This is a genomic window from Streptomyces sp. NPDC104381 (assembly GCF_055583745.1).
Genome location: NZ_JBVJNK010000001.1, coordinates 147,570 through 162,361 on the forward strand (window position 1 = coordinate 147,570; position 14,792 = coordinate 162,361).

The window sequence follows — 14,792 nt, forward strand, 5'->3', positions numbered from 1 at the left end:
TCACCTCCAACGGGGGGAGAGAGCGGAACACGCACGCGTGACCCCCACCTTCGAAGCAACCGCATTTGCGCCGGTCGGGCAAGTCGGGGACGGTCGGTCCCATGGAGCGAACCGGTGCGGTCCTGATCGACATCGACGGAGTGCTCACGGTGTCCTGGGAGCCGCTGCCGGGCGCCGTGGACGCCATGCGACGTCTGCGCGCCGCGGACGTCCCGCTCGCGCTGGTCACCAACACCACGTCGCGGACGCGTGCCCGGATCGCCGAGCGGCTCGCGGACCGCGGTTTCCCGGTCGGCCCCGACGACATCCTCACCGCGCCCGCCGTCACCGCCGCCCACCTCCGTGAACACCACCCCGAGGCGCGCTGTCTGCTGATCAACACCGGTGACGTACGGGGCGACCTGTCCGGGATCGCCCTCGTCGAGGAGGAGGACACCGAGGGAGCCGTACCCGACGTCGTCGTCCTGGGGGGAGCGGGCGGCGCCTTCACGTACGCGGCGCTGAACCGCGCCTTCCGCCTCGTCCAGCAGGGCGCGGCCCTGGTCGCCATGCACCGCAACCTGTACTGGCGCACCGCCGACGGCCTCGACCTCGACACCGGCGCCTTCCTCCTCGGCCTGGAGCGCGCCGCACGCACCGAGGCCGTGATCACCGGCAAACCGTCCGGCGCGTTCTTCGCGGCGGCCCTGGCCCACCTCGGCGCCACCCCGGACGGGACGCTGATGGTGGGCGACGACATCGACACGGACGTACTCGCGGCCCAGCGGCAGGGCATCACGGGGGCACTGGTGAGGACGGGCAAGTACAGCCCGGACACCCACGCGGCGGCGGATGGAACCCCGGACCACGTGCTGGACTCCTTCGCGGACGTGCCGGCGCTGCTGGAACGGCTCGGCGGCTGAGGGGGCTCCCGCAGAGTCGAGCGGACCGCGTGGCGGCCCGTCAGTCCGATACGTCGACTCCGTACCCACGGGCGAGGGTGCCGAGGCCGTGGTCGTACCCCTGCCCCACAGCTCGCAGCCGCCACAGCGGCCCGCGACGGTAGAACTCGGCGAGCAGCATGGTGCGCTCCGTGGTCGCGGCGTCGAGAGTGGACTGTGCGAGGGGCGCCGCGCTGGTGCCCGGAGCGGCGGTGATCTGGATCGCGCCGATGTCGCCGAAGGTGAGCGCGCCGTCGATGGCCGCCGCGACGACGACGCGGCGCGTGGAGGGCGGGAGCGCGCCGAGACGGACGCTGACCGTCTGTTCGGTGGGCCCGTCACCGAGTACGCGCACCGTGCCGGCCGGGTTCTCCGGAGCGCCGTAGAACACGAAGTCCTCGTCGAAGGAGACCTGTTCGTCCCCGTCGACGACGAACGCGACGATATCGATCTCGCAGTCCGTCTGCTGCGCCCAGGTGGCCGTGACGGTCCACGGCACCGCCACGGATCGATCCTGGGGCAGGTCCACGACGCCGCCCCGGGGCAGCACGTATCGGGACTGCCCGCGCGCCCTCCGGTCATTGTGCAGATCGGTGCCCGGCGCTTCGATCCAGGCGGCCTCGTGCGTGGGGAACTGGAGTGATGTGATCCGGCGCATGCGCCGGTCGGCAGCTCCGCCGGAGAGAAGCACGACGTCCGTGACGCTCGCGGACAGATTGATCGCTGCGGACCCGCCGAGTTCGACGATGCGGGTGCGGGCGGCCACGGCCTCGGGGTGCGTGCCGCCGAGAACGAGAACCCGCCGCCCGGTCAGGGGTTTGCCCGCCGGGACGGCCTCTTCCTTCGGCATGCGTGTGGGCCGCGCGGGAGGAGGAACCGCCACCGGCGCGGGGGAGGATGGAGCGAGAGGCGCCGCCTGCGCGGGGACGGCGACGGCCGCCGACACGGCGGGAACCGCGGCACCGGTGCTCCCCTCATGCCGGGCCCCCGGGCGCACGTCGGCCAGCAGACGCAGGAACGTGGGCTCGTCGATGACGGGGATGCCTTCCGCCAGGGCCCGTCGGGCCTTGGCGGAACCCGAGGCGCTGTCATTGGTGACGAGGACGCTGGTGTGGCGGCTCACTGACGACATCGGATTCAGCCCAGCGGCGACGGACCGGTGGATCAGCTCGGAGCGGGAGGTCGCGGTCTCCCCGGTGATGGCGACCTTCATGCCCTGGACCAGGGGGCCGTCGCCGACGAGCCGCCCCGGGTTGCTGAAGTCGCACGGGGTCTTGGGCGGCCGGGGCGCGAACTCGGGGTCCTGGCGGGGCGGACACGCCACCAGCGGCAGGGGCAGATCGAGCTGTGCGGCGTCCCGCAGGGTGCCCCGCAACACACCCGCCAGCACTCGGCTGTCGTCGAGCGCGTCGTGCGCCCGTACCTGGGTGACGCCGTAATGCGTGGCGAGCGTGCCCAGCCGGAGGTCATCGGTCGGCGGATCCACGCGGCGGTTCAGTGCGAGTGTGCACAGCCGCTGGGACACCGGGAGCCTCAGCCCTGCCCGGGCGAACTCATGGGCGAGGAAGTCGTAGTCGAACTGGGCGTTGTGGGCGACCAGCACGTGGCCCTGGAGCATCGCGCCGATCCGGTCGGCGATCTGCTCGAAGGTGGGGGCACCGCGCAGCCGGTCGGCCGTGAGCCCGTGCACATGCACCGGCCCGGGATCGCAGCCGGGGTTGAGCAGCGTGGAGTATTCGCCGGTCTGTACGCCGTCCGGGCCGAGAGTCACCACGGCGATCGACAGCACCCGGTCGCGGCGTGCCACCAGCCCGGAGGTCTCGACATCCACCACCGCCCAGTCGAAGGCGTAATCACGCACACCGGACGTACTGAGCGCAGGGGAAGCGAGAGACATGGTGGTAAGGATGATCCGATATAGGGATGTCCTTCAACCCGGATGGTCATTCATCCGCAAATGTCCTTCCGGGTGTGCGGAAACCGGTGCGTGGGTTGTCCTCCGAGCGCGGAGGAGGCTTCCCGTGACCGCTGTTACGAGATGGCCCGGAGCCGGCCCTGCGGTGGCGATGTGCGCAGCCTGGCCACCTCCTGCGACGTCTCCTCGTCGGCGGGGAGGAAGACGACCAGTTGCTGGGCGTCCGCGGGCAGGTCGAGCGTCTCGCGGAGCAGCCGGAGTTCGGCCCCGGACGGGTGGTTGAGGCGCAGGATCCCGCGTCGCGGGACCACATGGCCGTTCAGGCGGCGGGTGAAGTCGGGGCCCGCGACGGGGGCGAGTTCCGCGGTGAGCCACTCGGAGTTCTCGACGGACGGTGCGAGCCACAGGTCGAAGGCCTGCTCGTCCGCGACGGCGTCCCAGTCGGCGAAGAACGCCCGGGCGCGGGGGTCGGTGAAGACGTAGCGGGTGAGGTTCGGGGTGTCGGTGTCGAGCAGCCCGGTCCCGCCGGCCACCGACCCGTACGCGCTGGTGTGCGCCAGGATGTCGCCCAGCCGGTTGGTGACCATGGCGAGGCCCGGTTCGAGGAGGCGGAGCGTCTCCAGGACCGGTGGGCGCACCTCGCGGAGCGGCGCTGCGGGCCGGGCGTGGGCGGTGCACTCGCCGCCGGTGATCTTCGAGAGGTAGCGCAGGTGCTCGCGCTCGGAGGCGCTGAGGCTGAGCGCGTCCGCGACCGCGTTCACCACCGCGACCGAGGGGTTGCGGTCCCGGCCCTGCTCCAGGCGGGTCAGGTACTCCACGCTGATACCGGCCCGCCCCGCGAGGTCCGAGCGCCGCAGCCCCGGCGCCCTGCGGCGCCCGTGGTCCGGCAGGCCCAGCGTCTGCGGCTGGATGCTGTCCCGCTTGGCCCGGATGAAATCCCCCAACGGCGTTCCCATGCGTCGAGGATAGGGCGGGCCGGGCGGATCGCGGAGGGCCGAGGGTGGCCCTGTGGGGGCCAGCCTGAGCACGGTCTGGCTGCGGCCGCGGCGCGGTCTGATCGTGAGGGGCATGGACAACAACAGGCACAAGCTGGTCATCCTCGTCGGAAGCGTCCGCGAGGGACGATTCGGCCCGGTCGTGGCCTCATGGGTCGCCGAACAGGCGGCCGCTCACGGCACGTTCGACGTGGACGTCGTCGATCTGGCCGGTATCGACATCCCGTTGGAGCTTCCGGCGGCGTCACCGAAGTACGCCGGGGACGACTATCCCCGCCCGGCCGGGATGGCGGCGCTCACGTCCGCCCTGGAGGGCGCCGACGCGTTCGTCCTGGTCTCGCCGGAGTACAACCACAGCTATCCCGCGTCGCTGAAGGCCGCCATCGACTGGCACTTCACCCAGTGGACCGCCAAGCCCGTCGCCTTCGTCAGTTACGGCGGGGCGGCGGGCGGCCGGCACGCGGTGCTGCACCTGGAGAACGTACTGACCGAGCTGCACGCCGTGACGATCCGCGACGGTCTCGCCTTCCCGAACTACTACACGGCGTGGGAGGACGGCCGCCCCCTCGACCCCGAGGCCCCCGGGTACGCCAAGACGCTGCTGGAGCAACTGGCCTGGTGGGCGCGCGCCCTCCGGACGGCGCGCGAGGCGGACCCGTATCCCGCGTGACGAAACCCGGTGACGGCCGGGCGGCGCCGGTCCCTCCCCCTCACGACCGGGACGGGGCGGGCGCTCACCTGCGCCGATGCCCGACGCGGACGCGACTTCACGAGGCGGCGACCGCCATGTCACGAACGTGTCTTGAAGACGATCAAGAAGCAACTCGGGCAACCACGCCGGCCGTCTGGGGAAGCAGAAAGCCACACCGGCGAACGATCGCCCAGCCCGTTCGCCCGCCCCCCACACGGAGGAAGACCAGCATGCGCACTCGGAAGATCTCGGTACTGACCATGACCGCGGTGGCTCTCGGCCTGGCGCTCACGGCGTGCGGCAACGACGGCGGCGACACCGCGTCCTCCGCCGCGAGCAGCTCGTCGGTGACGACCACGAACACCCCGCAGTCCGACGCGGTGGAGGGCAAGTCGTCCGACACGCCCGCCGCGTCCGGTGCGAAGTGCACGGATCAGGTCGACTACGCGGACGACTCGCGGTCGAACGCCGAGATCAACTCGATCGGTGAGGACACGGGCACGTGTCCGCCGGTGCAGAAGGCCGGCGAGGGGTCGGGTACGCCGAAGGACCCGGGCACCAAGTGCACGGATCAGGTCGACTACGCGGACGACTCGCGGTCGAACGCCGAGATCAACTCGATCGGTGAGGACACGGGCACGTGCCCGCCGGTGCAGAAGGCCGGCGAGGGGTCGGGTACGCCGAAGGACCCGGACACCAAGTGCACGGACCAGATCAACTACGCGGACGACTCCCGCTCGAACGCCGAGATCAACTCCATCGGCGAGGACACGGGCACCTGCCCGCCGGTGCAGAAGTGACTCGCTGATCGTCCCAGCGACAAGAAACCCCGGGGTCACCGGCAGCGAACGGATCACACCGCGAGCCGCCCCTCCCCGGCACCCGGAAGCAGGACCGCGCCGGACCGCCCTCGCAGCCGATCGAGGGCGGCCCGGCGCTTACGCGTTCGCTACGCCGTCCTCGTTACGGTGCGGTGACCCGCAAAAAAGGGCCCTCCCGAGGGAGGGCCTCACGCTGTGCGAACTGTGCGCCCCCGGCAGGACTCGAACCTGCGGCCAAGCGCTTAGAAGGCGCCTGCTCTATCCACTGAGCTACGGGGGCCGGGTGTCGGCCTGGTGCCCCGGAAGGCGCTGGTTCAAGCCATCCGTGACCTTGCGGGGACAAGGATAGGGCTCAGATCGCCTCGTCCCGGTTGCTTCACCTGCGTGGCACGATGTGGAGGTTCGGTGAAGCGAACCGATAATCGCAGGTAGGTGCGATTCATGCACCGCTTTTGGCGCCTCACGCCCCGGGTGTTGTGCACTCGTTATGCCTGCGCCCCACTCGTCCCCTCTGTCCCCGGGGGTGGATCCGCCGCGCAGAGAGGCCTATACGCTTCAAAAAGGCGTCAAAATTGGGCATTCTTCACATGTGGTAACCATGGATGTACGGCCCCAGCTCATCGACGCACTTTCCGCCCTGCGCGACCGTGTCGCTGCCGTGCGTCTTCCACTTCCGCTGCCGGGCGCCCCGCGCGCCCGGCAGACGCGGACCGAACTGCTCGCCCAGCTCGACGACTACCTCGTACCCCGGCTCAAGGATCCCGAGGCGCCGCTGCTCGCGGTGATCGGGGGTTCCACCGGCGCGGGCAAGTCGACGCTGGTCAACTCCCTGGTGGGGTGCCGGGTCAGCGAGGCCGGTGTGCTGCGCCCGACGACGCGGACCCCCGTGCTCGTCTGCCACCCGGACGACCACCACTGGTTCGCCGGGGTGCGGGTGCTGCCGCAGCTGACCCGGGTGTGGCTGCCGCCGGGTCAGGTCCCCGACCCGGACGGGCTCGACCACCTCGGCGGCGACGGGGACCGTGACGACACCGTCCTCCGCGTGGAGACCGCGGCGACCCTGCCCCGGGGACTCGCGCTCCTGGACGCCCCCGACATCGACTCCCTCGTCGTACGCAACCGGGTCCTGGCCGCCGAACTCATCTGCGCCGCCGACGTATGGGTCATGGTGACCACCGCGTCCCGGTACGCGGACGCCGTGCCGTGGCATCTGCTGCGCACCGCCAAGGAGTACGACGCCTCCCTGGTCACCGTCCTGGACCGGGTGCCCCACCAGGTGATCGCCGAGGTGTCCCGGCAGTACGCCGCCCTGCTCACCCGGGCCGGCCTGGGCGACGTGCCCAGGTTCACCATCCCGGAGCTGCCCGAGTCCGCGGGCGGCGGCAGCGGACTCCTGCCCACCACCGCGGTCGCACCCCTGCGGGCCTGGCTCACCCACCGGGCGCACGACCCGGCGGCCCGTCAGCAGGCCGTGGGACGTACGGCGTCCGGGGTCATCGACTCGCTCAACGTACGGATGCCCGAACTCGCCGGGGCCGTCGCCGCGCAGTACGCCGCGGCCGTGCGGCTGACCGGCGTGGTCGAGGAGGCGTACGGGAAGGAGCTGGCCCGCGTACGGCGGCGGCTCCGGGACGGCGCGGTGCTCGCCGGGGGAGCCCGCACCCGGTGGCGCGGCTATCCGCTCTACAGCACCGCGGGCGAACTGCTGGACGCACTGGTGGAGAGCCTCGCGACCCTGCTCCAGTGCGCCGTCGAGGCTTCCGACGAGCAGATCCGTACGACCTGGCAGCGTGACCCCGCCGCCGGGAACTTCCGGTTCGAGGACGCGGGCCGGGAGGCCGGCGGGTGGGGCCCCGCCGAGGACATCCAGGGCCGCATCGGCATGGCCGTACGCCGCTGGAGGCGCGTCCTGGAGGAGCTGGCCGAGGAGGAGGCCAGGCTGCTCGAACGCAGTGCCGCACCCGACGCCGAGACGGTCGCGGCGCTGCTGGCCGCCGCCCTCCTCGGGGGGCGCCGCGCCAGGGGCGCCGGGGAGCAGCTCGCCGAACGGATCGGCGCCCAGGGGGCGCTGCGCCTCCGCGACAAGGGCGGGGCACTGCTCACCGACTGCCTGGACCGGGTCCTGAACGGCGAACGCGACCGGCGGCTCGCCCCGCTGGACGCGCTCGACGTCGCCCCCGAGCCGCAGGCCGAACTCATCGCCGCGCTGTCCGTACTGCAGAAGGAGAGGTGGCAGCGATGACTGCCGTCACTGACCAGGGCCGGGACCACGGGCAGGGAGACCCCGAAGGCGCCGGGGACGCCCCGGGGGACGACGGACGGCGCTGGGACGACGGGCTCATCGCCCGCCGCGCCGCCGAGGCCGCGCAGGAGAACGCGGAGGCCGGACGGACCCCCCGGGACGACGAACCGGGGCCCCAGGTCGAGGCGTACGGACTGCCCGGCAGCCCCCTGCGGCCGCGGCTGGACGCGCTGCGTGAACTGGTCGGGCTCTCCCGCGCCCGGCTCGACGGGGACACCCTCGCCGAGGCCGGCCGGGTGCTCGACGAGGCGTCGGCGCGGCAGCGGCTCTCCTCGCGGCACACGGTCGTCGCCATCGCGGGCGCCACCGGCAGCGGGAAGTCCACCCTCTTCAACGCGCTCGCGGGCGTCCAGATCTCCGACACCGGGCTGCGCAGGCCGACGACCTCGGCCCCGATCGCCTGCAGCTGGACCGACGGCGCCGCGGGACTGCTCGACCGGCTGGCCATCCCCGGCCGCCTCCGCCGCAGGCCGGTGCAGGGCGGCACGGCCGTCGACGAGGCCCTGCAGGGGCTCGTCCTGGTGGACCTGCCCGACCACGACTCGGCGGCGACCGGCCACCGCGAACAGGTGGACCGGGTGCTGGCGCTGGTCGACGCCGTGATCTGGGTGGTCGACCCGGAGAAGTACGCCGACGCGGCCCTGCACGAGCGCTATCTGCGGCCGCTCGCCGGGCACGCCGAGATCTCCTTCGTCGTGCTCAACCAGATCGACCGGCTCTCCGGCGAGGCCGCCGACCTGGTCCTGGACGACCTGCGCCGGCTGCTCGACGAGGACGGCATGGCGGTGGGGGAGCACGGTGAGCCCGGCGCCACCGTCATGTCCCTGTCCGCGCTCACCGGCGCCGGGGTCGGCGATCTGCGCGAGGTGCTCGGCCGGTTCGTCCAGGACCGTACGGCGGCGGCGCGCCGGCTCTCCGCCGACGTGGACGCGGCCGCCGCGCGGCTCCGTCCGGTGTACGTCGCCGAGGGACGGCCGGGGCTCGGCGAGCGGGCCCGCGAGCAGTTCACGGACCGGCTCGCGGAGGCCGTCGGCGCGGCGGCGGCCGGGCAGGCGGCGGAGCGCGAGTGGCGCAGGAACGCCGGGCGGGCCTGCGGGACGCCCTGGCTGCGGCTGTGGCGCTGGTACGAGTCCACCCGGCAACTGGGCGGCCTCGACCTGATGGCGCAGGTCCTCGCGCCGCCGGAGGAGGAGCTCACCGCCCGGCAGCGGGTGGAACAGGCCGTGCGGAAGCTGGCGGACGACGCGGTGGACGGGCTTCCCGCGCCCTGGGCGCAGGCGGTGCGTGAGACGGCCGTGAACGGGGCGAAGGGGCTTCCCGAGGCGCTGGACGAGCTGTCGCGGAACGCACAGGCGGGCGCCGGGGGCCGGGGGCGCGGGAGCAACGGGGACACGGGATCCGTCCAGGCCGGTTCCGGGGACAAGGGCCGGGGCGCACGGGGATCGGACGGAGAGGATGCCCGGGGTCCGGATGTGAAGGGTCCGGGTGGAGGCGCGGCGACGGGTTCCGGCCGACGCGGATCGGACTCCCCGGGCAGGACCGGAGCGCCCGTCGGCGGCGCCCAGGGCGGTCGGGGGTCCAGGCCGCCGCGCCCGGCGTGGTGGCCCGCGGCGGTGCTCGCGCAGGCCTCGATGACGCTGCTCCAGATCTTCGGCGGGCTGTGGCTGCTCGGCCAGATCATCGGCGTACTCGAACCCGGCCTGCTCACACCGGCCCTGCTCATGCTGGCCGGCGTGGTCGGAGGGCCGCTCGTCGAGTGGTCCTGCGCGGCCGCGGCACGGGGACCCGCGCGCCGGTACGGGCAGGAGGCGGAACGGCGGCTCCGTGAGGCCGCCGCCGGGTGCGGCAGGGCCAGAGTCCTCGACCCCGTGGCTGCGGAGCTGGCGCGCTACCGCGAGGTGCGGGAGCGGTATGTGGCGGTGACGGAGTTGTCCACAACCGGCGGGTAATCCACAGGCCCCGGCGGGATTCCCGGTTTCCGTCCAGCATGGTGTGCAGCGGATCGGACAGACGTACCGATCGGGCAGGAATCGGGGGCAGGGAAATGAACGAGACCATGGTGACCTTGGTCGGAAACGCCGCGACCGCGGTGGACTTCAGGGAGACGGCGACCGGGTCGACGGCGCGATTCCGTTTGGCGGTCACGCCCCGGCGGTGGGACCGGGAGCAGCAGATCTGGACCGACGGGCACACCAGTTTCTACACGGTGTGGGCGCGGCGGACCCTCGCGGCGAATCTGTCCGGCTCGGTGTCGGTCGGCGAGCCGCTCCTCGTGCACGGCCGTCTGAAGGTGCGTGAGGAGGAGCGCGACGGGGCGTGGAAGAGCTCCGTCGACATCGACGCCGTGGCGGTGGGACATGACCTGACCAGGGGAACGGCGGCGTTCCGGAGGGTGGTCAGGGGCGACCCCGCGCTCACGGTGCCTACGCATCGTCAGAAACCGGCCACGGACATGGCATCGCTGTCCTGAAGAAGGGGGGCGCGCCGAACGAGGCGATAACGATTACGAGTCGGAATGCTTATCTGATGGCATGACGGGGGATTCCCCTTCGCTCGCTCCATACGATTCCCCCGTACTCATGCGGCACTTGAGTTTGCTGGCGAGACACCTCCCACACGCGCCCCAAGCGTGAAGGTCTCGCCCGGAGGGGAATTCTGTGTTTTCTGTGTCTTCAGCATCCACGTCGTCGTCGACGGCGGCGACGGAGGGCTCCATGGGGAGCCGGGGCAAGGGCCGTGGCCTCATCAAGGCGGCGGCCGCGACGCTGGTCACCGGGCTGGTCGCGGCGGGCACCCTCGTCGGGGCGACGGCCGCCACGGCCGCGCCGACGGACGAGACGGGGCAGCACCAGGGTGGGGCGGTCGCCGTACTGGACGGTCTGAAGACCTACGGCACCGCCCAGCTCAACACCGGTAAGGGCGAGAAGCCCCAGGAGCTGCCCGCCGGCCTGTTCGAGATGAAGGTCGACGGCGGCGGCACGATCCAGACGTACTGCATCGACTTCCACACGCCCACCAAGGACGGCGCGAAGTACCTGGAGACCCCCTGGGACCAGTCTTCGCTCGGCACCAACCAGGACGCCGGCAAGGTGCGCTGGATCCTGCAGCACTCCTACCCGCAGGTCAACGACTTCGCGGCGCTCGCCGAGCAGGCCGGTACCGGCCAGCTCGACGAGAAGACCGCCGCCGCCGGCACCCAGGTCGCCATCTGGCGCTTCTCGGACAAGGCCGACGTGACGGCCAAGGACGCGAACGCCGAGAAGCTCGCCGACTGGCTGGAGGCGAACGCCGAGAACGTGGCGGAGCCCAAGGCGTCCGTGGCGCTGTCTCCGGCCGCGGTCTCCGGCAAGGCCGGTGAGAAGCTGGGTCCGGTCACCGTCCACACCGACGCCGGTGAGGTCGCGGTGGCTCCGCCCGCCGACGCCGCCGCCAGCGGGGTCCAGGTCACCGACAAGGCCGGCAAGCCCGTCACCGAGGCCGCCGACGGCACCGACCTGTACTTCTCCGTCCCCCAGGACGCCGCCAACGGCTCCTCCTCGTTCTCCGTCCAGGCTTCGACCTCCGTGCCCGTGGGCCGGGTCTTCGCCGGGCTGATCAAGAGCCAGACGATGATCCTCGCCGGCTCCAGCGAGTCCACCGTCTCCGCGACGGCCACCGCCACCTGGGCCGAGAAGGGCGCCGTTCCCGCGGTGACCGCGGAGAAGAACTGCGCCAAGGGCGGCGTGGACATCACCGCGAGCAACACGGGCGACGAGGACTTCACCTTCGAGCTCGCCGGTACCGAGCACACCGTCCCCGCCGGTGAGACCCGTACGGTGACCGTCCCGGTCGGCGAGGACGAGGCCTACGACTTCACGATCACCGGCCCCGACGGCTTCAGCAAGAACTTCAAGGGCGTCCTGGACTGCGAGACCGCCGGCACCCCCGCCCCGGGTGACGACGTCACCACCCAGACCGGTTCCGAGCCCACGCCCGCCACGAGCTCCCCCGCTCCGGAGGGCGACCTCGCCGAGACCGGCGGATCCAGCGCCACCCCGATCATCGCGGGCGTCGCGATCGCCCTCGTCGTCCTCGGCGGCGGCGCGGTCTTCCTGCTCCGCCGGAAGAAGCCGCAGACCGGCGGTGAGTGACCCAGCAGGTGAGTGACTGAGCACAGGCGCGGCGGGAATGCGCCGGTGAAGAGCCCGGTACGGACCTCCGTACCGGGCTCCTCGCGTCCCGGGACCGTCCCCGGGCCCCTGCCGGACGTGCCCGGCCCGTACCGGGGACCGGTACTGGTTTCCGTCCGGGTACCGACGTCAGGCAAGATGGGTGTATCTGCCCACACCTCTATTGCTGCCGGACGGTTTCTCTTGGCTGAGTTCATCTACACCATGCGCAAGGCGCGCAAGGCGCACGGCGACAAGGTGATTCTCGACGACGTCACCCTGAACTTCCTGCCCGGCGCGAAGATCGGTGTCGTGGGGCCCAACGGCGCCGGTAAGTCCACGGTGCTGAAGATCATGGCGGGCCTGGAGCAGCCGTCCAACGGCGACGCCTTCCTGTCGCCCGGGTTCAGCGTCGGCATCCTCATGCAGGAGCCGAAGCTCGACGAGTCGAAGACGGTCCTGGAGAACGTCCAGGACGGCGCCGCCGAGATCATGGGCAAGCTCAAGCGCTTCAACGAGGTCGCCGAGCTCATGGCGACCGACTACTCCGACGCGCTGATGGAGGAGATGGGCAAGCTCCAGGAGGACCTGGACCACGCCAACGCGTGGGACCTGGACGCCCAGCTGGAGCAGGCCATGGACGCCCTGGGCTGCCCGCCCGGCGACTGGCCCGTCACCAACCTCTCCGGTGGCGAGAAGCGCCGGGTGGCGCTCTGCAAGCTGCTCATCGAGGCCCCGGACCTGCTCCTCCTCGACGAGCCCACCAACCACCTGGACGCCGAGTCGGTGAACTGGCTGGAGCAGCACCTCTCGAAGTACGCGGGCGCCGTCGTCGCGGTCACCCACGACCGGTACTTCCTGAACAACGTCGCCGAGTGGATCCTCGAGCTCGACCGCGGCCGCGCGATCCCCTACGAGGGCAACTACTCCACCTACCTCGACAAGAAGGCGGCCCGCCTCAAGGTCGAGGGCCGCAAGGACGAGAAGCGTCAGAAGCGGCTCAAGGAAGAGCTGGAGTGGGTGCGGTCCAACGCCAAGGGCCGGCAGACCAAGTCCAAGGCCCGTCTCGCCCGTTACGAGGAGATGGCGGCCGAGGCCGACAAGATGCGGAAGCTGGACTTCGAGGAGATCCAGATCCCGCCGGGCCCGCGGCTCGGTTCCATCGTCGTCGAGGTCGAGCACCTCTCCAAGGCCTTCGGCGACAAGGTCCTCATCGACGACCTGTCGTTCACGCTGCCCCGCAACGGCATCGTCGGCGTCATCGGTCCGAACGGCGCGGGCAAGACCACGCTGTTCAAGATGATCCAGGGCCTGGAGACGCCGGACAGCGGCTCGGTCAAGATCGGCGACACGGTCAAGATCTCCTACGTCGACCAGTCCCGCGCGAACATCGACCCGAAGAAGACCCTCTGGGCCGTCGTGTCGGACGAGCTGGACTACATCAACGTCGGCCAGGTCGAGATGCCTTCGCGGGCGTACGTCTCCGCGTTCGGCTTCAAGGGCCCGGACCAGCAGAAGCCGGCCGGCGTCCTCTCCGGTGGTGAGCGCAACCGCCTCAACCTGGCGCTGACGCTCAAGGAGGGCGGCAATCTGCTGCTCCTCGACGAGCCCACCAACGACCTCGACGTCGAGACCCTGTCCTCGCTGGAGAACGCGCTGCTGGAGTTCCCGGGTGCCGCGGTGGTCATCTCCCACGACCGCTGGTTCCTGGACCGCGTCGCCACGCACATCCTGGCGTACGAGGGCGACTCCAAGTGGTACTGGTTCGAGGGCAACTTCGAGTCGTACGAGAAGAACAAGATCGAGCGTCTCGGTGCGGACGCGGCCCGCCCGCACCGCGCCACCTACAAGAAGCTCACGCGAGGCTGATCGACTTGGCCCGTCACATCTACAGCTGCCCGCTGCGCTGGTCGGACATGGATGCCTTCGGCCACGTGAACAACGTGGTCTTCCTCCGCTACCTGGAGGAGGCGCGCATCGACTTCATGTTCCGGCTGGCGCCGGGGGACGGCTCGCCGTCCTTCGCGGGCGGGTCCGTCGTGGCCCGGCACGAGATCGACTACGTGCGCCCGCTGGTGCACCGGCACGCGCCGGTGACCATCGAGTCCTGGGTCACGAAGATCACCGCGGCGTCGCTGACGATCGCCTACGAGATCAAGGACCCCGAGCAGGTGTACGTACGGGCCTCGACGGTCGTCGTGCCCTACGACCTGGTGGCGGAGCGGCCCCGGCGGATCACCGCCGAGGAGAAGCTCTTCCTCCAGGAGTACCTCGACCAGGAGCCCGCCGTCGCATGACAGTGCCCGTGCGGTCGCCGCGGTTCGCCGACGCGAGGGAGGCGGCGGATCTCGCCGCCTTCCTCGGCCGGCTGCTGCACTACGACCGGGCCGCCGCCGTCCGCCTCCAGGCGGGCGGCGGCGCGCTGGCCGTCTTCGGCCGGCCACCGTCGTTCGAGGTGCTCGCCGTGCGCACGGTCCGGCTCTCCGGCGTCCACGACTTCGACGTCACGGTCTCCGCCGGTGAGCTCCTGGAAGCACTCGACACGGACGGGGCCGACGAGGCGGCCGGTGTCAGCGCCCTCCCGGCGCCCGTCACCGGGCCGCCGTGGGCCGGGATGCTGCCGCCGCGCGGCGGCTGGCAGGAGCGCCCCGGGCTGCCGGACCCCGTCGATCTGCGTGACCGGCTCGCCGACGCCGTGGCCGAATTCCGGGCCCGTGACGCGGCGTTGCCCGAGGAGCGGCGTACGCGGGCGGAGCGCGACCTGATCGGCCGCGACATCTGGTCCCGGACGGTCGGGGACACCGAGCTCCCGCTGCGCGCCGTCCACGCCGCCCAGTCCCTCGGCTTCCTGCGCCCCGCTCCCGACTTCCCCGTCGCGCTGCTCACCGCGGGTGCCTGGCTGCGGCTGCGTACCCCGTTCGGCTCGATCGCCCTGCGCGGCGAGGGCGCCGGCGGACTCGGCACGCTCGCCGTGACGGTCGGGACGGCCTGACCGGGGCG

At 71.8% G+C, this 14,792-nt stretch carries 12 protein-coding genes and 1 tRNA gene; 10 read left to right on the forward strand and 3 right to left on the reverse strand.

All coding sequences use genetic code 11. From position 1 onward, the window contains the following. The first annotated feature begins 101 nt into the window (after positions 1-101). On the forward strand, positions 102-902 hold the full coding sequence (locus ACZ607_RS00635; protein WP_469730340.1) for an HAD-IIA family hydrolase: 801 nt from the start codon (positions 102-104) through the stop codon (positions 900-902). A 40-nt stretch (positions 903-942) separates the two neighbouring features. Here ACZ607_RS00635 and ACZ607_RS00640 read toward each other — a convergent pair whose 3' ends face one another. Both ACZ607_RS00640 and ACZ607_RS00645 read right to left on the reverse strand, forming a co-directional pair. Continuing rightward, positions 943-2,817 carry a TerD family protein gene (locus tag ACZ607_RS00640; protein WP_469730342.1) on the reverse strand — a complete coding sequence of 625 codons (1,875 nt, stop codon included), beginning with the start codon at positions 2,815-2,817 and terminating at the stop codon, positions 943-945. Between the two features lie 134 nt (positions 2,818-2,951). Further along, positions 2,952-3,791, reverse strand: coding sequence for a helix-turn-helix domain-containing protein (locus tag ACZ607_RS00645; protein WP_469730344.1), 840 nt, complete (start codon positions 3,789-3,791; stop codon positions 2,952-2,954). A gap of 112 nt (positions 3,792-3,903) precedes the next feature. Here ACZ607_RS00645 and ACZ607_RS00650 point away from each other — a divergent pair, with 112 nt between their 5' ends. Together ACZ607_RS00650 and ACZ607_RS00655 are read left to right on the forward strand one after the other, a co-directional pair. Further along, on the forward strand, positions 3,904-4,500 hold the full coding sequence (locus ACZ607_RS00650) for an NADPH-dependent FMN reductase (RefSeq protein WP_469730346.1): 597 nt from the start codon (positions 3,904-3,906) through the stop codon (positions 4,498-4,500). 251 nt (positions 4,501-4,751) lie between these two features. Next, on the forward strand, positions 4,752-5,321 hold the full coding sequence (locus tag ACZ607_RS00655; RefSeq protein WP_469730348.1) for a hypothetical protein: 570 nt from the start codon (positions 4,752-4,754) through the stop codon (positions 5,319-5,321). Between the two features lie 228 nt (positions 5,322-5,549). Here ACZ607_RS00655 and ACZ607_RS00660 read toward each other — a convergent pair. Next, a tRNA-Arg gene (locus tag ACZ607_RS00660) sits at positions 5,550-5,622 on the reverse strand. 318 nt (positions 5,623-5,940) lie between these two features. On the opposite strand from ACZ607_RS00660, the gene ACZ607_RS00665 reads away from it, so the two are divergent. From ACZ607_RS00665 to ACZ607_RS00695, 7 genes are all read left to right on the forward strand, one after another. Continuing rightward, positions 5,941-7,584 (forward strand): ATP-binding protein, encoded by a 1,644-nt coding sequence (locus ACZ607_RS00665; protein ID WP_469730350.1) that lies wholly within the window; start codon positions 5,941-5,943, stop codon positions 7,582-7,584. Then, a complete protein-coding gene (locus tag ACZ607_RS00670) occupies positions 7,581-9,593 on the forward strand; it encodes a YfjP family GTPase (protein ID WP_469730352.1) in 2,013 nt (670 codons plus the stop codon). The genes ACZ607_RS00665 and ACZ607_RS00670 overlap by 4 nt, the downstream gene beginning before the upstream one ends. 95 nt (positions 9,594-9,688) lie before the next feature. After that, on the forward strand, positions 9,689-10,114 hold the full coding sequence (locus ACZ607_RS00675; RefSeq protein WP_469730354.1) for a single-stranded DNA-binding protein: 426 nt from the start codon (positions 9,689-9,691) through the stop codon (positions 10,112-10,114). 244 nt (positions 10,115-10,358) lie between these two features. Beyond that, on the forward strand, positions 10,359-11,774 hold the full coding sequence (locus ACZ607_RS00680) for a Cys-Gln thioester bond-forming surface protein (RefSeq protein WP_469731812.1): 1,416 nt from the start codon (positions 10,359-10,361) through the stop codon (positions 11,772-11,774). A 222-nt stretch (positions 11,775-11,996) separates the two neighbouring features. Next, entirely contained in the window at positions 11,997-13,661 is a 1,665-nt protein-coding gene (gene ettA / locus ACZ607_RS00685) for an energy-dependent translational throttle protein EttA (RefSeq protein ID WP_362669341.1), read from the forward strand. 5 nt (positions 13,662-13,666) lie between these two features. Then, complete coding sequence (locus tag ACZ607_RS00690) at positions 13,667-14,089, forward strand: acyl-CoA thioesterase (RefSeq protein WP_469730356.1); 423 nt, start codon at positions 13,667-13,669, stop codon at positions 14,087-14,089. Next, complete coding sequence (locus tag ACZ607_RS00695) at positions 14,086-14,784, forward strand: DUF8010 domain-containing protein (RefSeq protein ID WP_469730357.1); 699 nt, start codon at positions 14,086-14,088, stop codon at positions 14,782-14,784. The genes ACZ607_RS00690 and ACZ607_RS00695 overlap by 4 nt, the downstream gene beginning before the upstream one ends. Positions 14,785-14,792: the final 8 nt, after the last annotated feature.

Bases quoted from the DNA above. Each gene is read 5' to 3' on its own strand.
- ACZ607_RS00680 (WP_469731812.1), top strand. From the start codon at position 10,359: ATGGGGAGCCGGGGCAAGGGCCGTGGCCTCATCAAGGCGGCGGCCGCG.
- ACZ607_RS00695 (WP_469730357.1), top strand. From the start codon at position 14,086: ATGACAGTGCCCGTGCGGTCGCCGCGGTTCGCCGACGCGAGGGAGGCG.
- ACZ607_RS00635 (WP_469730340.1), top strand. From the start codon at position 102: ATGGAGCGAACCGGTGCGGTCCTGATCGACATCGACGGAGTGCTCACG.
- ACZ607_RS00640 (WP_469730342.1), bottom strand. From the start codon at position 2,817: ATGTCTCTCGCTTCCCCTGCGCTCAGTACGTCCGGTGTGCGTGATTAC.
- ACZ607_RS00665 (WP_469730350.1), top strand. From the start codon at position 5,941: ATGGATGTACGGCCCCAGCTCATCGACGCACTTTCCGCCCTGCGCGAC.
- ACZ607_RS00670 (WP_469730352.1), top strand. From the start codon at position 7,581: ATGACTGCCGTCACTGACCAGGGCCGGGACCACGGGCAGGGAGACCCC.
- ACZ607_RS00655 (WP_469730348.1), top strand. From the start codon at position 4,752: ATGCGCACTCGGAAGATCTCGGTACTGACCATGACCGCGGTGGCTCTC.
- ACZ607_RS00650 (WP_469730346.1), top strand. From the start codon at position 3,904: ATGGACAACAACAGGCACAAGCTGGTCATCCTCGTCGGAAGCGTCCGC.
- ACZ607_RS00675 (WP_469730354.1), top strand. From the start codon at position 9,689: ATGAACGAGACCATGGTGACCTTGGTCGGAAACGCCGCGACCGCGGTG.
- ACZ607_RS00645 (WP_469730344.1), bottom strand. From the start codon at position 3,791: ATGGGAACGCCGTTGGGGGATTTCATCCGGGCCAAGCGGGACAGCATC.